Origin of the sequence: Mesorhizobium sp. SEMIA396 (assembly GCF_024518615.1) — a bacterium.
In the GTDB taxonomy this organism is placed as follows: domain Bacteria; phylum Pseudomonadota; class Alphaproteobacteria; order Rhizobiales; family Rhizobiaceae; genus Mesorhizobium.
On record NZ_JANIFC010000002.1, the window covers coordinates 203618 to 223552 of the forward strand.

Here is a 19935-nt window from a genome sequence, read left to right on the forward strand (position 1 = left end):
CGCGGAAAGGAGAGCTCAAATTTTTGCCCGATGGTAAGAAACCTGTGACAGGTAGTCGAAAACTATTAATGCGATCTGGCTAAAGTACTGTGCTTGGACAGACACGCGTCAGCTTAAATCGCCTCGCGCGCGCGAAACAGGTTGGAATTGTGGCCAAAAACTGGTACGCGCTGATGCAATGCCTTTGACTGGGTGCGTCTGAAGTGGTGCAGCAAGAAGGGATCGAAGACTGATGAGCCTTGTGGTTAAAACTGCGCTTGCCGTATTTGTCGTGTCAATCGGGTTTGGTTCAGCTTCATCGTTTGCCCAGGATGCTTCGTGCAGCTGCGCGACACCCTATCAAGGTTCGGCAAACCCGATCGGATCCATCCGTTCCGCCACCGGTGATGTGATGGTGTCGCAGACGGCGGGCTATGGCGCTGCCAAGGTTGGAAGCGCGCTCGATTTCGGCAGCCGTGTGGTGGTTGGCGCCAACGGCGCGGCCTCCGTTCTGGTCGGCGGCTGCAATCTGGAGGTTTCGGCCAATTCGAGCCTCGACGTTTCCCGCCTTGGCAACAACATTTGCCTCAAGCTTGTCGGCTCTGAGCAGACGGCTGCTATTCAGCCCTCCGGCGGCGGCGCCGGGTTCGGTCCGCCGGAGGCGATTTTCGCCGGGGCGCTTCTGACGTCTGGCGTGCTCGCGGCGACGCAGGATGACGACAACGGCGTCAGCCGCTGACGAAGATATGGCGGCATCGGCCGCTGTAGAGAAAGGTCTGGATAGGCGGGCTGGCTGGTTTATTGGGTTTGTTAACCATATTGTTCTATTGCTTGGGGCGGGGCGGGCTGTAATTTGTACCAACAGGGCGAGTTACAGGTTTTGGCGGGGTAAAATGATGAGTTGCCATCGGTTCGGGGTTGCTTTTACTTTTGTTGCATTCGTCGCAGGGGGCGCCCTGTTCGCCGCGCCCGAGGCTGTAGCTCAGCAAACCTGTTCCTGTCTTGCGCCCGTGCCGGCGTCCGCAGACGCGATAGGTCGTCTTACGCAGGTCCGGGGTAATGTGCAGATGTCCCAGGCCGGCGGCTATGCAGGGGTGGATGCCGAGGCGCCGGTGTATGCGGGCGCGCGCATCATGACCGGGGCGCAGGCGTCTGCTTCGCTGGCTATCGGAGCCAATTGCGCGCTCGATATTCCAGCCAATGCCACCGTCAAGGTCGACCCTATCGAAGGCGGCATGTGCGTTTCGCTTGAGACACCGTCTGCGACGATCGTACCCGCCAGCTCAGAACCTGGCATGCTGCCGGTTCTCTTGGGCGGCGCCGCCGTCGGTGGTGCCGCCGCCCTTATTATCGGCCTGCAGGATGACGACGACGCGGTCAGCCGATAGGCGGGATACGACCCCCGCTGTTTTGCGTAAATTTGTCAAATGCGTCATTCGCCTTCATGCGGGTGACGCGTTTCTATTTTGTCGAGGCGAAGCTTTGCCTCCTCTCAACCAGAAACGCCAATGATCGACCTGCATTCACATATCCTGCCCGGTCTCGATGACGGTTCTCCTGACTTGGCCATGTCGCTGGAGATGGCACGGCTGGCAGTGGCCGACGGTACAACGCATATGGCATGTACGCCGCATGTAATGCCTGGGGTTTATGAGAACGCCACGCCAAAGATTGCCGGGGCTGTTCAGGCGTTAGAACTGGAGCTTCATCGCGCTGCCATACCGCTTACCGTATATGTTGGCGCTGATGTTCATCTCGCGCCTGATCTCCCCGATCGATTGAGGCTTGGTACGGTGCCGACTCTGAACGGATCCCGCTATTTCCTGTTCGAACCGCCACATCACATTTTGCCTCCGCGGCTCGAAGACTTCGCCGCCCGTCTCATAGGGGCCGGCTTCGTGCCGATCCTCACTCATCCAGAGCGGTTGACTTGGATCAAGGCGAATTACGACGTCATCGAGAGGTTGAATACGCTAGGCTGCCTTATTCAGCTCACGGCTGATTCTGTGACGGGGGCCTTTGGACGTACGGCGCTCTACTACTCGGAGAAGCTGCTGGATGAGGGCAGGGTGGATATTGTCGCCTCCGACACCCACGGCGCCAGCCGGCGGCGGCCAGGGCTTTCGCAGGCGGTTGTCGCCATCGCGAACCGGTGTGGGGAAGATGAGGCTTACAACATGGCAGTGAAACGCCCGGACGCGATATTGCAAAATCGGCCGCTCGTGCCCATCGGAAAGCAAAGCCCGAGAAAATCGGGGGGCAGCAGTGCGGGGCGGTTTGGCGGATTGGGCCGGTTGTTTAAGAGCGGGGCTCTTTGATGGGCATTTTCGATCTCGCAAGAAGTCATGCGGGCACCGTGCCCGCTTTGCTCGCATCGCTAGCAATATCTGCCTGCGCAAGCACTTCGTCGACATCGACGTCCTCCACCAGTTCTGTCGATGCGCTGCAGCCGACGGCGTCTTCATCGGCGCTCTCTGGCGGTGGTACGCTGCAGGTGGTCAAGGATCTCCCGCCGCCGCAGAATACCCAGAACGGCAGCGAGCAGCCTCTGTCTGCCAACGATGTGCTCGAGGTCAGTGTGTTTCAGGTCGATAATTTGAACAGAACAGTTCAGGTCGACGCGGGCGGACAGATTTCGCTTCCGCTGATTGGGACCATGACTGCAGCCGGCAAGACCGTTCGTCAGCTCGAGAAGGAAATCGAGACTGCCTACGGTGAAAAGTACTTGCAGTCGCCTGACGTGACGATTTTCGTCAAGGAGTCGATTGGCCAGCGCATCACGGTCGATGGTGAAGTCAACAAGGCCGGCATTTATCCGGTGTCCAGCAGCGCTTCCTTGCTCGACGCGATCGCCCTTGCCGGAGGGTTCAATCCGGTCGGTGATGCCGGCAAGGTCTTCGTCTATCGCAATGTCGGCCAAAACAAGCTGGTCGCAAATTACAATGTCGAGGAAATCCGCGCCGGCAAGAACCGCAACCCGCGCATCTATGGCGGCGACGTGGTCGTCGTTTTTGCTTCGAAGTCGAAAATCGCGATGAACAATTTGAAGGATGCGCTGGGCCTCGCCTCCAGCGCTGCCCGCATTGCGGTCATTCCGTAGACACGGACAACCCCAGGATCACCTCGCGCATGCTCGATCGCAACAGGCAGCCCCAACTTGCCGGACCCGGACATGGCCAGGCCCTGTCCGCGGACTCCTATTACGACGTGCCGCAAAACTACGGTCCCTATGGTCGCGACTATGCGGGCCAGGATGAGGGGTTCAACCCGCTCAAGCTGCTTTTATACATCGTCCAGTATCGCTGGCTGATCGTCATGATGGCGGCGGCCGGGCTCGTTGCCGGCGTCATCGTGACGATGATGCAGACACCAAAATACCTGGCGACGACGCAGCTCGAAGTTCTGGTGCCTTCGGCGAAAGTGTTTCAGGACATTGAGGTCGTTTCCGAAAACAGCGACGTCCGGGCCTTCCTGACCGCTCGGGAGAAGCTGAAGAGCCGGGCATTGGCTCAGCGCGTGGTGTTCCAGCTTGGGCTTAGCGAAAAACCGGATTTTCTGTTTCCGACGCCGAGCTTTTCCCCGAGCAATATTGTCTACCGTGCGTTCGGGATGTCCAAGTCACCCTCCATTGAGGAGAAAACGCCTGAAGAGCGCGAGGCAATTGCGATCAAGCGCATCCAGGAAGATCTGACGGTCAATCTGGTCACCAATACGAGCCTGCTATCGATCACCTTCGTCGATCAAAAGCCGAAATATGCAAGCGACGTTGCCAATCAGGTCGCGCAGAGCTTTATCGATCAACGTCTCGATCAGACCAGCGAGACCTCTGATCTGGCACGGCAGTTCATCCAGGAACAGGTTTTGCAGGTGAAGCAAAAGCTGCAGACCTCCGAAGAGGAACTGGTCACCTATGCAAAAGATGCCGGCATCACGGTTACCGGCGATGACAAATCGCTGATCGGCTCCAACATCGAAGCCCTGAACACCGCCCTGGCCACTGCAATCCAGGAGCGTCTTGATGCGGGGCGGGTGGTCGATCAGATAGAAAAAGGCCGCGGGTCGAGCCTCGGTCCGGTTCTGGAAAGCGAAGGTCTGCAGAAGCTTAGCGAAAAGCTGGCGGATCTGACCAGCCAATATCAGCAGAAATTGGGCATCCTGAAGCCCGGTTTTCCGGAAATGCAGCAATTGCAATCGCAGATCAAGGAACTCCAGCGAATCTACAACAACGGCGTGCTGGCGATAACCGATTCGTTGCGGCTGAAATATCAGGAAGCACAGAACAAGGAAGCCGATCTCAAGTCCAAGCTCGCGGAGATGGAGAGGCAGCAGGTCGTCTTCAACGACAAGAATATCAAATACACGATCCTGAAGCGCGAGGTCGACTCCAACCGGTCGCAGTATGACAGCCTTATCGCCAAGCTGAATGAAGTCGGCGTCAGCTCGGAGCTCAAGACGCAAAGCGCTGCGATAGTCGATTTCGCTTCGCTGCCCACAGCCCCCTATTCTCCACGTCTGAGCATCAACCTTGCAGTCGCTCTCGCGCTTTTCATGGCCCTGGCTGCATCGATCATCTACATCATCGAGTTGCTGAACAACACTTTCACCAACCCGGAGCAGATCGAGAAAGAGCTGGGGCTGGCGATGCTCGGCATCCTGCCGCTTGTCGGTGACCGCGAACTCATAGCCAGCATCGCCGATCAAAAATCCGGGCTCTCCGAGGCCTATCGTTCGCTGCGGACATCGCTGCAGTTCTCCGGTGCGGAGGGCGCGCCGCGATCGCTGCTGGTGACCAGTTCGGAACCGTCGGAAGGCAAGTCGACCACGTCGTTCAAGCTTGGCCAGGATTTCGCGGCACTCGGCGCAAGGGTTCTGCTTGTCGACGGCGATCTCCGCAAACCCAACCTGCACCGGCTGTTCGGCCTCGACAATGCGATCGGGTTGAGCAACCTGCTGACTAATACCGTTCGCAAGGACGATCTGCCGGGCATTTTCAGACCGACGAAATACCCTAATGTCACCGTGCTGACGTCCGGAACGATTCCGCCGAATCCGGCCGACCTGCTCTCGTCGCCGAAGATGGCGTTGATCTTGACCAATCTCGGCAAACGCTTCGATCTGGTCATCATCGACGCCCCGCCGGTCGTCGGTCTTTCCGATGCACCAATCCTCAGCCGGCTTGCCGAAGGCACATTGATGGTCGTTTCGACCAATCAGGTCACACGCAAGTCAGCCAAAACGGCACTCAAGCGTCTGCGCTCAGCCGGTGCGAACGTGATCGGAGCGGCGATGTCGAAATTCACGGTCAACAAGTTCGATTACAATTACGCCTATAAATACATGAACTATCAGTACTACGACTATGGCGCGAGTACCCCGAAAATTGAGGGCAAAGTCGATGACGGAGCAGGCGAGCCCGCTCACGCGAAATCTCCGGCGTTCAGGCGTTTGGTTCGTCGCCTCCGTTCTGGTGTTGGCGGTTTCGTCGATAGGGCTAAGTCGGCTTCTTGAGTCGGAAACGCCGGCCGTCTCGCTTGCGCTCGATCCGTTGAATATAGATGCCTTGATAGGCGAAATTGCCGGTCGGCTGAGCGAAACAGGCGACGGTGTTGATCTCGACGTCTTGGCAGCAAAGGCGAGGGGCGCGCTTCGTTTCAACGTCGCGGACGCCCGGCTCTACAGCCTGATAGGCGAGATTGAGTATCGACAAGGCGAGAAAGACGAGGCTTTTGAACTCTTCGACCAGGCTCGAAAGCTGTCCAAGACTGAAATCCATTCGCTTCAGAGATCGATCGATCGCTCGATCGAGATGGGCGACCTGTCAAAGGCCGTCGCCGAGATCGACACGTTGCTGCGCCGGTGGCCGGACACATTTCCAGTCATTGCGGCGGGCTTGCCGGCTATTCTTGCAAACCCGGACGGATATCAGGCTGTCCTGGCAGCCTTAAGGATCGAGGCACCGTGGAGGTCCAATCTTTTCTCCGCCCTTGGTAAGGATCCGCGGGGCCTGCGCGTCGCAAATCAACTGTTGCTGGACCTTACCGGATCGAGCTCACAACCGACGTCGAAGGAATTGTCTGCCGTAATCAACGGGTACATCCGGCAGAAGGAATACGAGGCGGCCTATCGGCTGTTCCTGTTCAGTATGACCGATCAGGAGCGGACACTGGCCGGATACATCTTCAACGGCGGCTTTGAACAGATCCTCAGCGACAAGCCATTCGACTGGCAGGTTCGCGACCGCTCCGGTCTGGAAATTACCTTTGCCGGGGCGCGCGACGTCGGCGAAAGCGATAGCGGAGCGACTGTCCGGTTTCTGAATACGCCGGTGAAGAACGCCGCGCTCCAGCAATATGTCGAACTGCCTCCCGGCTCCTACAGGATTTCCCTGATCGCCTCCGCGAGAAACCTGAAGCTGCCCAAGCAGTTGTTCTGGTCCATCAGATGCGCGGATCCGGCGGGAGAAATAGCTCGGTTCAACATTCCGGAGGGCACATTCAATCGGCGGCAGTTGAGTCTGGATTTCGCGATCGGACCAGGCGCGTGTCCCATGCAAGTGTTGCGGCTGGAAACAGCTGCCATCGCTGAGAGCTGGCGATTTCGATACGTTGGCACGTTGGTCATGCACAAATTGAGCATCGAAAGAGTTTCATCTTGAGAGAGCGGTCAGCCCGGTCCACGGAATGGGAAAAATATCTGCTTGGGTCGGTTCTTTTCCTGTCAGTGCTGATTGGCGGCGGCACCGCGAGCGGTCTCTACACCGAGGCGGTGATCGAGGTGGCGGCGATTGTCGCGGCCGCGGCCATCTTTTCAAGGCCGTCTGAGCACGGCATCCCTCGCTCGGCCCTGTGGTTGCTTGCTCTGGGCCTTGCCGTGTTCTGTTTCCAAATCGTGCCGTTGCCCGCCGCCCTGTTGAGCGGATTGCGGCCTGAGGTTTTACTTGCAAATCCATGGCTGAGCGGTGAAACCGGGCTGCGTTTCGTCAGTGTCGGCGTGGGACGCACGATCGAGTGTCTGTTGTACTTCGTGGCGATGGCTGCATTCTTTCTGAGCGTCACCCGCTTGCGCCCAGATCAGGTCTACGGCCTCCTGCCCTTCTTTTTGATGGGTGTCATCTGTAACGGATTGGCTGCGGCGATCCAGTATTCGCTCTCCGATACGGTTGCCATACAGGGTTTGCTGCCGTTCACGATCAATGCGGGACTGTTTGCCAACCAGAACCACTTTTCAGCTTTGCTCTTCGTCTCCATCCCCTTCGTCGTCTACTACGGCCTGTTTCGCGGGCACCTTCTGTCCGGGTCGCTCGGTTTGATAACGCTGCTGCTGCTGCTTCTGGCCGCCGGTTCGCGCGCCGGTATTCTGATAGGGCTGGCGATCACCATAATATCGGTCGTCTTTCTGTCCGCGCGCTCGAGGCTGGGCGGGTATGGAATACCCGCTGTCTTCATCGGACTTTCGCTCTACACGATCGGGGCGTGGACGAAGATCGATGCGGAAGTGGTTGACCCGGCCTTTGGACGGGCCGAATTTGCACGCACCACGATCGCGGGAATTGAAGAGAACTGGGCGACGGGCGTCGGCTTTGGGAGTTTTCCGAAAGTCTACCAGATTTACGAAAAGGGGGAGATGATCTTCAAGCCCTACGTCAATCACGCCCACAATGATTATCTGGAATTGGCGCTTGAAGGTGGCGCGCCTGTTGTCTTTCTGGTCGCGGCCTACTCGATATTGCTTTTTGCGTTTTCCCTGGCGGCACGGCGAGATCCGCTGCAGAAAATGGCGTTTCTCTCAGTATCGTTTCTGCTCGTTCATTCCCTGGTCGATTATCCCATGCGAACGGCGGCGCTTGCGATGACTTTCGCCTATATGAATGGCATCATCTTTCACAAGGGATTCGCTGGGCGGTTAAGCCAGAGAGGCGAGTCGACCGAGGCCCATGATGACAATCTGCTTGTTCCCGTCAGGCCGGCTCTGGCAAGACGATAGCAATGCGTCGCCTGGAATTGGCGATGGATTGGCGCTGGATCGTGACCCAGACGTTTGCCGAACGCCGAGATTGACAAGCCATTGCATGGAACCTAAGCACGGTCGGCTGGGGCCGGGGGGTTCAGGCATGTCAAGGAGAGCTTCTTGAAAGGAATTATCCTTGCTGGAGGCAGTGGAACGCGTCTTTATCCACTAACATTAGCAGTCTCTAAGCAAATTCTGCCGATATACGACAAGCCGATGATCTATTATCCGCTGAGCGTTCTGATGCTCGCGGGTATCCGTGAAATTCTGATCATTTCGACGCCGCGTGACCTGCCCGTTTTTCGCGATCTGCTTGGCGATGGATCGGAGTTCGGCCTCGACCTGTCCTATGCCGAGCAACCGCAGCCCAACGGGCTGGCGGAGGCCTTCATCATCGGCCGCAATTTCATCGGCAAGGACAACGTGTCGATGATCCTCGGCGACAACATCTATTTCGGCGACGGGCTGTCGCAGCTTTGCCGCGACGCTGCCTCGCGCGAAAAGGGCGCTTCGGTGTTCGCCTATCATGTCGAGGATCCCCAGCGTTATGGCGTGGTTTCCTTCGACAAGGCCACGGGAACGGCGCTGACGATCGAGGAAAAGCCGCAGGTGCCGAAATCCAACTGGGCGGTCACCGGTCTTTACTTCTATGACAACGACGTCGTCGACATCGCCCCTGCCATCCGTCCCTCGGCGCGTGGCGAACTCGAGATCACGGCGGTCAACAACGTCTACCTCGAGCGCGGCCAGTTGCATGTGCATCGGTTGGGGCGCGGCTATGCCTGGCTCGACACCGGCACGCATGACAGCCTGCATGAGGCCTCATCATTCGTGCGCACCATCGAGCACCGCCAGGGCATCAAGGTCGCTTGTCCCGAAGAGATCGCCTTTGAACAGGGTTGGCTGACAGTGGACCAGGTTCTGCGTCGCGCCGATCACCTGGGCAAGAATGAATATGCCGCCTATCTGCGCCGGCGTGTCGTCGACCTGTCGGAGGGCTAGGTGTTGGAGGTCAGGCCCCTTGGCATCGATGGCGTGCTGGAAATCGTGCCGAAGCGACATGGCGACGCGCGCGGCTTCTTCGTGGAAACCTACAATGCCGAGCGCTTTTCGCAGGCCGGCATAGACCTGGCTTTCGTGCAGGACAATCATTCCTATTCCGCCGCGGCGGGCGTCTTGCGAGGGCTTCACTATCAGCTTGCGCCGCGCGCCCAGGACAAGCTGCTGCGCGTCATCCGGGGCAGCATTCTCGATGTCGCGGTCGACATTCGCCGCGGTTCGAAAACCTTCGGAAAATGGGTCGCTCTCGAAGTGTCGGCCGAAAAGGGCAACCAGATTCTGGTGCCGAAAGGCTTCGCGCACGGTTTCGTGACGCTCGTGCCTGACACCGAGGTCCTGTATAAGGTGACCGACACCTATTCGCAGGCGCATGATCGGTCGGTCCGTTTCGACGATCCCGCCATCGGCATCGAATGGCCGTCATTGGCCGGCGGGTTCCAGCTCTCGGACAAGGACCTCAAGGCGCCGCTGCTGGCCGCCGCCGAGGTGTTCGCCTGATGGGTTGCGTGAGGACAGCGGCATGAATTTTCTGGTGACGGGCGGTGCTGGCTTTATCGGTTCGGCGGTGTGCCGGCATCTATGCGCCAACCCGGCCTATCGGGTGACCAATCTCGACAAGCTAACCTATGCGGGAAACCTGGCCTCGCTGCGGCCGATCGAGAACGCACACAATTATCGCTTCGCGCAGGCCGACATCTGCGACGAAAAGGCTGTGCTCGACATCCTCCGGCGCGACGATATCGACATCGTCATGAACCTTGCCGCCGAGAGCCATGTCGACCGCTCGATCGATGGGCCGGGCACCTTTATCGAGACCAACATCGTCGGCACCTACAAGATGCTCAATGCCGCGCTGGAATATTGGCGCGGCCTGCCCGAAGACCGGAAGAGCCATTTCCGCTTCCATCATGTCTCGACCGACGAGGTGTTCGGCGATCTTCCCTTCGACGGCGGCATGTTCGTCGAGGAAACGCCCTACGCGCCATCCTCGCCCTATTCCGCCTCGAAGGCGGCCTCGGATCATCTGGTGCGGGCCTGGCACGAAACCTATGGCCTGCCGGTCGTGCTTTCCAATTGCTCGAACAATTACGGACCCTATCACTTTCCCGAAAAGCTGATCCCGCTGGTCATCCTCAATGCGCTCGATGAAAAGCCGCTGCCGGTCTATGGCGCCGGCGCCAATGTGCGCGACTGGCTGTTCGTCGAGGATCACGCGCGCGCGCTGGAACTTGTCGCGACCAGGGGACTGCCGGGCGAAAGCTACAATGTCGGCGGCAATTCCGAGCGGACCAACCTTGGCGTCGTCGAGACGATCTGCGATCTGCTCGACGGCAGGCGGCCGCGGGCAGGGGGCAAGAGCTATCGCGACCTGATTTCCTTCGTCACCGACCGCCCCGGTCACGATCGCCGCTATGCCATCGACGCCTCGAAGATAGGCCGAGACCTGGGCTGGGCGCCCAATGAGAATTTCGACAGCGGCCTCGCCAAGACCGTCGACTGGTTTCTCGACAACAAATGGTGGTGGGGACCGATCCGCGAGCAGCGCTATGCCGGTGAACGGCTGGGCGAAGCACGCAAGGGGGCGGCGTGAGGCTGGTTGTCACCGGACGCGACGGACAGGTCGCGGCGAGCCTTCTGGAGGCCGGCCAGGCGGCCGCCGGCGTTGAGGTCATCGCCATTGGCCGTCCGCAACTCGACCTCGCAAGACCCGACACGGTGATCGAAGCGATCGCGGCCGCGAAGCCTGATATCGTCGTGTCGGCCGCCGCCTACACGGCGGTGGATCAGGCCGAGGACGAGCCCGATCTGGCATTCGCGGTGAACGCCGCCGGAGCCGGCAAGGTGGCGCAAGCAGCAAGCCGCCTGGGCGTGCCCGTCATCCATCTTTCGACCGACTATGTCTTCGACGGCACCAAGGACGCCGCCTATGTCGAGACCGACGCCACCGCACCGCGCAGCGTCTATGGCGCCTCCAAGCTTGCCGGCGAGCAGGCGGTTGCATCAGCCAATCCGCACCATCTGATCCTGCGCACGGCATGGGTCTACAGCCCGTTCGGCAAGAATTTCGTGAAAACCATGCTGCGGCTGGCCGCCGACCGCGACGAGATCGCGGTGGTGGCCGATCAGTGGGGAAATCCGACATCTGCACTTGATATCGCCGACGCAATCCTGCATGCGGCGGCACGGCTGCACGAGGGCGCCGCCGCATCCGGCATCTATCATCTGGCCGGAACCGGCGAGGCCAACTGGAGCGGCTTTGCCCGCCATATCCTCGACACAAGCCGCGTGTTGGGTGGTCCCTGGGCGCGGGTACGGGACATTGCTACGATGGACTACCCAACCAAGGCGCGCCGCCCCGCCAATTCCCGGCTATCGAGCGCGAAATTCGCGGCGGCGTTCGGCTGGAATGCACCGGACTGGCGGCAATCGACGGAAGCGGTGGTGCGCCGGCTGCTAGCCGGTGAGCCGAAACAGGCATTGACGGCATGAACAAGCACCCTTCAGCGGAAAACACGCGCGATGCCGCGCCCGTCGACGAGCCGAAGGCACGCAAGGCAAAGCCGAAAGCAGCCAAACGCACCTGCATCATGGTGCTCGGCATGCATCGCTCGGGCACCAGCGCGCTGACGAGGGCGATCAATCTGCTTGGCGCGGAACTGCCTAAGAACATGCTGGGCGCCAATCTATCCAATCCAACGGGTCACTGGGAGCCGGAGCGTCTCATTGCGCTGCACGACCAGATGCTGGACGAAGCAGGAAGCAGCTGGGATGATTGGCGATCCTTCGATCCCAACGATCTCGGCGCGCAGCGTCTGCGCTTCTACAAAGCAGAGATCGCGCGGCTGATCGACGAGGAATACGGCAGCGCGCCGTTTTTTGTGCTCAAGGAGCCGCGTATCTCACGTTTCGTGCCGCTTTATGCGGAGATCTTGAGGCGCATGCGCATCGATGTTCGGTATGTGCTGATAGACCGCAATCCGTTGGCTGTGATCGCTTCCCTGGCGAACCGAAACGGTTTCACGATGGGCTTCAGTTCGCTTCTTTGGCTTCGCCACGAATTGGAAGCCGAGCGCGCAACTAGGGGTCGGTCACGCATCTTGTTGTCTTACGAGAGTCTGCTTGATGACTGGCGACAGGGTATCGACGGGATCACTGCTACTCTCAGCCTAGACTGGCCGGTACCCGACGTGAAATGGCAGTCCCTGCTGTCTGAGCATTTCGCTACCGACAATCAGCACTTTGCCGCCAGCACTGAGTTGCTCGACGCAGACCCGCGCATCATTGACTGGGTCAAAGACGCTTATACCGCACTGATAGCGCTCAGGTCCGATGATACTGATGCAGTTGCAATAGAAATTCTTGATCGGATCAGAGCAGAGTTCGAATCTGTTTCACGAACTTTTGGCGACGCTTTTTTCCTTGAAATTGATTGCCGTCTCCGCGTGTTTCATCGGCAGAAGTTGGAACAGCAGCAATTAGCCAAACAGCGCGATGCGCGGCCCGCAAAGCAGGAACCATTCGTTTCACTTCGTGACCTGTACGATGCGCATCGCGGCAAAGTGTCGGATAAATGGTCGATCTATCTCAGCACCTATGACCATATTTTTTCAGAGTATCGAGACAGTCCGGTTCGAATCCTGGAAATCGGAGTTCAGAATGGCGGATCCCTGGAGATATGGCAGAAATATTTCCCCAATGCTGAAATAATCGTTGGCTGTGACGTCAATCTGGCTTGCGGAAATCTCGTTTTCGACAGCCGGAAGATAAAGATCTCCGTAGGTGACGCCAATACTGATGAAACGGAGCGCGACATCATCTCGATGTCGGAAAAATATGATATTATAATTGATGACGGATCGCACCTATCCTCGGATATAATACGCTCGTTCGCGCGATATTTCCCCCACCTTTCCGAAGGGGGCATGTACATCGCCGAAGATCTGCATTGCAGTTACTGGCAGGAGTTCGAGGGCGGTCTCTACGATCCGCTTTCCTCAATCTCGTTTTTCAAACGCCTGCTTGATGTAGTCAACCATGAGCATTGGGGACTGGATCGTCGTCGGGTCGATGCCTTGGCCACTTTCGCCGACAGGCACAAAGTCACATTCGATGAGGCTTCTCTCGCGTCGGTTCATTCCGTCGAGTTCTTGAACTCGCTTTGCATCGTAACGAAGCTGCCTATTCCGGAAAACGTCCTCGGCGCGCGCAACGTGCACGGGCAGGTCGCGCTCGCCGACGGGAGCGTGGTTCCTCTCGACGACACGAAGAGCAAGGCGATCGATCAAACCGGAAATCCATGGTCGTTGAAGTCAACAACCATGGAGGAGGAGATCGAAACCAACAGGAAGTTGTTGGGACATCACGGGGCACGCATCGAGGCTTTCTCCAGCGAGATAGCTGATATGCGTGAACAGATCCGGACCCACAAAGACGAGATCTCAGGCACAAGGGCACAAGTTAGCGCGAGAGACGAAGAGATCGCTCGAGAACGGGCACAGATCATTGCGAGAGACAAAGAGATCGAACTCTTGCAAGAAAATTTGTCGATGGCGCACAGGGCGACGAGTGCGCTGCTTGCGGATCGCGACGAGGCGCGATCCGAGGAAATCCGGTTGCATGAGGTTCTCGATGCCGTTTATGCCAGCACATCCTGGCGAGTGACCAAGCCTCTGCGGGGGATTGGGAGCCGCGTCCGCGCTATCGGCGATGTTCGCATAAGGGTCCGCCGCTTGGCGATTCGGGGTGCCTACGGTTGTTGGCACAATGTGCCGCTCTCCACCGACCTCAAGCGAAAATTGAAGAGAGCGGCGTTTTCGACCTTTCCTTCGCTGTTTGGCGTTACGAATGCCTACCGCGCCTGGAGAAGCATGGAGGCACCCCAAGCGCCTGTGGGCAGCAACGAGATGGTCTTGCGCGGGGCGCTGGTCAGTTCCGGCCCGATCTTCTCGCCCGAACCAGTCTATGTGCCGCTTCTCGATGCGCCGCCGTTGCTCCAGAAGCCGGTGCGCGTCATCGCGTTCTACCTGCCGCAATTCCACCCGATCCCCGAAAACGATGAATGGTGGGGACAGGACTTCACCGAATGGTCTAATGTCCGGCCCGCTGAGCCGCAATTTATCGGTCACCACCAGCCGCACGTGCCGGATACGCTCGGCTACTACGACTTGCGCGATACTGCTGTGCAGCATCGCCAGATCGAACTGGCAAGGCTCTATGGAGTGGAAGGCTTCTGCTTCTATTTTTATTGGTTCGGCGGCAAGAGGCTCCTGGAAAAGCCGCTCGAAAACTGGCTCGAGGATAAGCGCCTCGACATGCCATTCTGCGTCTGCTGGGCCAACGAGAATTGGTCGCGCCGCTGGGACGGAATGGACCAGGAGATCCTGATCGCTCAGGATCACTCCCCCCAGGATGATCTCGCGTTCATCGCCGAGGTCGCGCCCTATCTTCGTGACCCTCGCTACATCCGCATCAATGGCAAGCCGCTGTTGCTCGTCTATCGGCCAAGCCTGCTCCCGGCGGCGGCTGAGACAGCGCGGCGCTGGCGGACTTGGTGCCGGGAGAACGGCATCGGCGAGATTTTCCTGGCCTACACCCAGTCCTTCGAATCTGTGCCCCCCCATCGCTACGGGTTCGATGCCGCCGTGGAATTTCCGCCAAACAATTCCGCGCCGCCAAATGTCACGCATACAGTGACGCCGCTGCATGAGGATTTTGCCACGACCGTCTATGACTGGTCGGTATTCCCACAACGCAGCGAAACCTACTCATCCCGCAAATACAAGCTCTTCCGTTCGGTTTGCCCGGGCTGGGACAATACCGCACGCCGCAAGCGCGGCGGCACGGTGTTCATCAACAACACCCCCGAGCTGTATCGCAGATGGCTGGACAATGCCATTGAGGACACCTTGGCCCATATTAGCGAGCCATCCGAGCGGGTGGTTTTCGTCAATGCCTGGAACGAGTGGGCGGAAGGCGCTCACCTGGAGCCCGATAGCGTTAACGGCCACGCCTATCTGCAAGCGACCCGCGACGCTTTGGAGGCGGCGAAGGGGAAGTCCAAGGCCAGGATTGCAATCGTTTCCCACGACGCCCACCCGCATGGGGCGCAATTGCTGGCTCTCAATCTGGCCAAGGGATTCAAGCAGCTTGGTTTTGAGCCCGATCTCATCGTGCTGGGCGACGGTCCGCTGCTCGGCCGTTTCGCCCACGCCGCGACCGTGCACAGGATCGACTTGCCTGAACAAGGCGATGCCGATGTGTTGAAACGTCTGGCCACCATTAGAAACAACGGTGCCGAGGTCGCCGTCGTGAATACCACCGTATCCGGAAAGCTCATCCCGCTGCTGAAGCAGGCAGGGTTCCGCACCGTTTGCCTCGTCCATGAACTGCCCGGAATATTGGCGTCCTACGGTCTTGCTGACGCAGCCGCAGCCATTGTTGAGAACGCTGAAACGGTCGTTTTCCCAGCCGAGATCGTCAAAGCCGGATTCGAAGAGTTTGTTGGCCAACCGGTCAGCCAGTCGGTAGTCAGGCCGCAAGGACTCTATCTGCGTACGCCCTACCTCGCCGAGGATCGCCAGCAGGTCCGCGAGGCGGTCCGCGCACGATTAGGGCTTTCGCCAAATGCAAGCATCATCCTGTGCGCGGGCTATGCCGACCATCGCAAGGGCCTCGATCTTTTCGTTGATGCTTGCGTCAAGGTTATCGCATCCAGGCCGGATGCGGTTGCAGTCTGGGTCGGTCATGTCGATACCGTCTTTCACGCCAAGCAAATGCGACGGGTGAAGGAAGCGGGACTGGAGAGCCGCTTCGTCTTTGTCGGATTGGTGGAAAATCCGCAGGAATACTATTTCGCCGCAGATATCTATGCCTTGACCTCGCGTGAGGATCCGTTCCCCTCGGTGGTGCTCGAGGCGCTGGATGCCACAGTGCCGGTCGTTGCCTTTGAGGGCGCTGGTGGCTTCCAGGATCTGCTGAAGCGGGATTGCGGTATCCTCGTGCAGGCATTCGACACCGATGCGATGGCCGAGGTCATTGGCAATCTGCTCGACAATCCAAGTGAAGCCCGGCGTCTCGCCAGCGTTGGCCGCGATATCGTCCGCCAGGAGTTCAGCTTCAGCCATTACCTGCATGATCTGCTGATTTACGCCGAAAAGCCATTGCCGCGGGTGTCGGTCATCGTGCCTAACTACAACTACGCCCGATACCTGGGCGCACGTCTAGGCTCCATTGTCGATCAGACGATAAAGCCCTACGAGTTGATCGTGCTTGACGATGCTTCGACCGATGATAGCGTCGAAGTCATCGAGAAATTTCTGGCCGGTTGCGACATTCCATACCGGCTGGTGGCCAATGCGCAGAATTCAGGATCGGTATTCCGCCAATGGATGCGGGGGGTCGAAATGGCGCGCGGCGATTATGTCTGGATCGCCGAAGCCGACGACCTCGCCGATCCCGATTTTCTGGCCGAGCTTCTGCCCGCCTTCGAACGCGAGGAGGTGGTGATGAGCTATTGCCAGTCGCGACAGATGGACGGCGCCGGCCGGGTCTTGTCCGAACACTATCTCGACTATGTGTCGGACATCGACCGGTCTCGCTGGACGAAACCCTACGTCGTGGACGGCCGCCGGGAAATCGCCGAGGCACTTTACCTCAAGAACACCATTCCGAACGTCAGCGGCGTCTTGTTTCGAAGGGAGGCGCTCAGCAATGCGATGGCCAAACACAGCGAAGAGATCATGTCGTTGCGCAACGCCGGGGATTGGGTGACATATTTGCGTCTGCTCGAAAATGGTTCGATCGCTTTTTCCCCGCGTTCGCTCAATTCACACCGCCGGCATCAGTCGAGCGTAACCATAGGAAATTTCGATCTCAGGCACCTACAGGAGATCAGGCAGGTACAGGCCGATACAATCCGCAGCCACGATCTTGGACCTGCCGCGCTCGAACGAGCGAGCATCTACAGCCATGAACTCAGTGAACGATTTGGTATTCCAATTCAAGAATGACGACGCTGGTGACTGTGGGGAGTTAGATGTCTACAGAGCGTCGAGGAGATTTTAGTGAGAGTTCTTTTTCTGGGAGCGCCAATAGCTCCGCATCCTGATCCGCAGATTGCTTTTGAAAAGAAATTCGAAATCATTGGATATAACACCGGAAATCTTCTGATAGGGCAGTCTCTGTTCGAGGAAATTCGCTTTGAAGAGTTCGGTCAGGGGTTGGACTATTCCCCGCAAGAAGCAAACGAACGTTTCGACATCATTGCTATCGCCGCAGCAAATTTCATTTTCAAAAATTTTGATTTGTCCTACTTGGCTGACTTTATCGAGCCGACCAAGCTGCCATGCTTGGTTGCCGGCCTCGGGGCGCAAGCTTCTATCATCGGTGAAAAAGTCACAGATATCCCAGAGGGCAGTAAACGCTTCCTTCGTATCATATCGGAACGCAGCAAGACCGTGGGCGTGCGTGGCCATTTTACGGCTGAAGTCATGAATGACTTTGGGATAACGAACGTCAGAGAGGTTGGATGCCCAAGTTTGTTTCGCAAATTGCGTCCGGATTTGAAGATAAAGAGGCCAGGAAGAGACGCCGAGCTGAGGGTTGCAGTGAACGGATCACGCAACGTATTTCTTCATTCGGCCAATCCCGAAGCTGCCCGGCGCGTTGAAGCTGATCTTTTGAAATTATCCGCTCACAAAAAATATCCATATGTTCTTCAGAACGAAGAACCGGAAATGAAAATGCTACTTTCCAGAGATGGGAGAGAAGACGATTTTGGGGTCGCCCAGGCAGTGCTCGGGCAGATGAACATGGAAATGGATCCGTCGCTCTATGTAAAGCATGTCAAAGAGAACGCAAAAATGTTCTTTGATTTGGCAGAGTGGGATGCGTACATCTCGAAATTCGACTATTCGATAGGAACGCGCTTCCATGGAAATCTGATTGCATTAACCAACGGTGTTCCTGCAACCATAATTTCCCACGATTCGAGGACGACGGAAATGGCGGAACTTATGAGCATCCCGCATATCCCGGTCGATAAAGTGGGACAATTGAACGTCAACGAGCTTGTGCAGGCTGGCAACTATGATGAGTTTCAGCGCAAGTACACTGTACTATATGATCGTTTTGCCCAATTCCTTTCGGAGAATGGGGTTGCCCACCGGCTAGAATAGCACCGTGGAGCTGAACTCGGACCGAAGCAGCATTCTGTTACGGCTTCATTTTTGAAAATCCTGATGGTGCTCCATGAATTCTGATTCCTATCCAGTTTACCGCCGGGCAGGTTACTGCCCAATCTGTGAAGCCAATGTCGAGTTTTCCGCCCACTATGATTGGTATCGTGATCATCTGCTCTGCTCCAGATGTGGATCGATCCCGCGTGAGCGCGCTTTGGCTCTTACGCTCACGCGACATGTCTCTCGTTGGCGCAACCTTGTTATTCATGAATCGTCTCCCACTCCCCGCGGAATTTCTCCGAAGTTGAAGCGGGAATGTGCCGGTTATGTTGAATCGCAGTACTTTCCCGGAGAGCGTTTGGGCTCGTCCGTCAAGGGCTTCCGAAACGAGAACCTGGAGGCGCAGACATTTGGTGATGCGACTTTCGATGTCGTCGTTACACTTGATGTCATGGAGCATGTGAATATGCCGGAGCGGGTGACAAAGGAGATTGTCCGCACCCTGAAACCAGGCGGCGCTTATCTGTTCACCGTTCCCACCTACAAGGGCAAGATCGACAGTGAGCGCCGTGCGCTCTACAGGCCGGACGGAACGATCCAGCACACCGGCGAGCCGGAATATCATGGCAATCCTGTTAGCGATGCTGGTTCGCTGGTAACATTTCACTACGGCTATGACCTGCCGGAACTGATCCACCGATGGTCAGGAATGGATGTCGAGGTATGCCGTTTTCATGATCACTGGCACGGCATAATAGGCGAATTTACAGAAGTATATTTGGCACGGAAGCACGCCCGCTAACCAGGCCGAGGCTTTCGTCAGGAGCGAACGTAGTATGCAGATCGATAAGTTGGCAGCGATGTGGCAGGGCTATAGGCAGCGGGGCGTCATCCCAACGATCCACCTTGACGACGGGATGTTCAAAGGCAATCCCTTTCTTGATGACTACGACATTGTTGGCGAAAGCGTGTTGAAGGTGATCGTATCGATCTTGGCAATCGCCCGGAAAGAAGCCATTTACAATATTATGGATTTTGGATGCGGCCATGGGCGTGGCGCTCGCTACATCCGGTCACTGTTCCCTGCCGCCAAGATAACCTTCTGCGATATCGATCCGAGCTGCGTCGAATTTTGCGCCCACGAGTTCGGGGGAGATGCGGTGCTTTCGTCTGAGCATCCCTCTGACATTAAAATCCCAGGCGGCATGGATCTAATCTGGGTTGGCTCTGTCTTCACCCATGTCGATTACGAGAGAATGCAAATTCTTTTCGATAAGCTTTTTGCGGCATTGGGGCGCGGGGGGATACTGATCGCAACCTTCCGGGGGCACAACACGTACGAGATCACAAAGAACGACCCGATCCAAGCTGCTGCCCAAGCACAAATGCTGAAGGACTACGAGCAGACAGGGACTGGCTATTGGCCATACCCAAATGCCGCAGGCCAAGTTGGCATGAGCGATTGGGGACTTTCGCTTGCATCGATCGAGCGAGTTGTGGCGCTAGGCAAACGGCACGCCAATGCTCGCTTGGTCGGCTATAGCGAATCCGGATGGGCGAACGTCCACGATGTTGGCGCTTGGACGAAACGCTGAACCACCGTGTATTCGACATGGCGGTCGAGAAGTCGGTTATTCTGGTCCTCAAACTGGTGGATCAAAAGGTATCCCGTTTCCGACTGAGCGAATCTGCCAAGCACGCTGCCTCTACA

General features: G+C 57.6%; 15 protein-coding genes. All 15 read left to right on the plus strand.

The features are described from left to right. The first annotated feature begins 391 nt into the window (after nt 1-391). Entirely contained in the window at nt 392-718 is a 327-nt protein-coding gene (locus NP503_RS05930) for a hypothetical protein (protein ID WP_236382855.1), read from the plus strand. Between the two features lie 328 nt (nt 719-1046). After that, nucleotides 1047-1367 carry a hypothetical protein gene (locus tag NP503_RS05935; protein WP_127268328.1) on the plus strand — a complete coding sequence of 107 codons (321 nt, stop codon included), beginning with the start codon at nt 1047-1049 and terminating at the stop codon, nt 1365-1367. 120 nt (nt 1368-1487) lie between these two features. Then, nucleotides 1488-2297 carry a tyrosine-protein phosphatase gene (locus tag NP503_RS05940; RefSeq protein ID WP_127268327.1) on the plus strand — a complete coding sequence of 270 codons (810 nt, stop codon included), beginning with the start codon at nt 1488-1490 and terminating at the stop codon, nt 2295-2297. After that, nucleotides 2297-3079, plus strand: coding sequence for a polysaccharide biosynthesis/export family protein (locus NP503_RS05945; RefSeq protein ID WP_027035883.1), 783 nt, complete (start codon nt 2297-2299; stop codon nt 3077-3079). Before NP503_RS05940 ends, NP503_RS05945 begins: the two co-directional genes overlap by 1 nt. A gap of 29 nt (nt 3080-3108) precedes the next feature. Then, nucleotides 3109-5487: a polysaccharide biosynthesis tyrosine autokinase gene (locus NP503_RS05950; RefSeq protein WP_127268326.1), complete on the plus strand. Its 2379-nt coding sequence runs from the start codon at nt 3109-3111 to the stop codon at nt 5485-5487. After that, entirely contained in the window at nt 5447-6634 is a 1188-nt protein-coding gene (locus NP503_RS05955) for a hypothetical protein (protein WP_245456755.1), read from the plus strand. The genes NP503_RS05950 and NP503_RS05955 overlap by 41 nt, the downstream gene beginning before the upstream one ends. Next, entirely contained in the window at nt 6631-7962 is a 1332-nt protein-coding gene (locus NP503_RS05960; RefSeq protein WP_127268324.1) for an O-antigen ligase, read from the plus strand. Before NP503_RS05955 ends, NP503_RS05960 begins: the two co-directional genes overlap by 4 nt. A gap of 144 nt (nt 7963-8106) precedes the next feature. Beyond that, nucleotides 8107-8988 (plus strand): glucose-1-phosphate thymidylyltransferase RfbA, encoded by an 882-nt coding sequence (rfbA, locus tag NP503_RS05965; protein ID WP_127272412.1) that lies wholly within the window; start codon nt 8107-8109, stop codon nt 8986-8988. After that, on the plus strand, nt 8989-9543 hold the full coding sequence (gene rfbC, locus NP503_RS05970) for a dTDP-4-dehydrorhamnose 3,5-epimerase (RefSeq protein ID WP_127272014.1): 555 nt from the start codon (nt 8989-8991) through the stop codon (nt 9541-9543). A gap of 22 nt (nt 9544-9565) precedes the next feature. Further along, nucleotides 9566-10636 (plus strand): dTDP-glucose 4,6-dehydratase, encoded by a 1071-nt coding sequence (gene rfbB / locus NP503_RS05975; protein WP_127272411.1) that lies wholly within the window; start codon nt 9566-9568, stop codon nt 10634-10636. After that, nucleotides 10633-11535, plus strand: a complete 903-nt coding sequence (rfbD, locus tag NP503_RS05980; protein ID WP_127268902.1) for a dTDP-4-dehydrorhamnose reductase — start codon at nt 10633-10635, stop codon at nt 11533-11535. Before rfbB ends, rfbD begins: the two co-directional genes overlap by 4 nt. After that, nucleotides 11532-17054, plus strand: a complete 5523-nt coding sequence (locus NP503_RS05985; RefSeq protein ID WP_127273099.1) for a glycoside hydrolase family 99-like domain-containing protein — start codon at nt 11532-11534, stop codon at nt 17052-17054. Before rfbD ends, NP503_RS05985 begins: the two co-directional genes overlap by 4 nt. Nucleotides 17055-17108: 54 nt before the next feature. Next, nucleotides 17109-18221: a polysaccharide pyruvyl transferase family protein gene (locus NP503_RS05990; protein WP_164748974.1), complete on the plus strand. Its 1113-nt coding sequence runs from the start codon at nt 17109-17111 to the stop codon at nt 18219-18221. A gap of 73 nt (nt 18222-18294) precedes the next feature. Further along, nucleotides 18295-19026, plus strand: a complete 732-nt coding sequence (locus tag NP503_RS05995; RefSeq protein ID WP_127271277.1) for a class I SAM-dependent methyltransferase — start codon at nt 18295-18297, stop codon at nt 19024-19026. 34 nt (nt 19027-19060) lie between these two features. Beyond that, nucleotides 19061-19819 (plus strand): trans-aconitate 2-methyltransferase, encoded by a 759-nt coding sequence (locus tag NP503_RS06000; RefSeq protein ID WP_127271275.1) that lies wholly within the window; start codon nt 19061-19063, stop codon nt 19817-19819. Nucleotides 19820-19935: the final 116 nt, after the last annotated feature.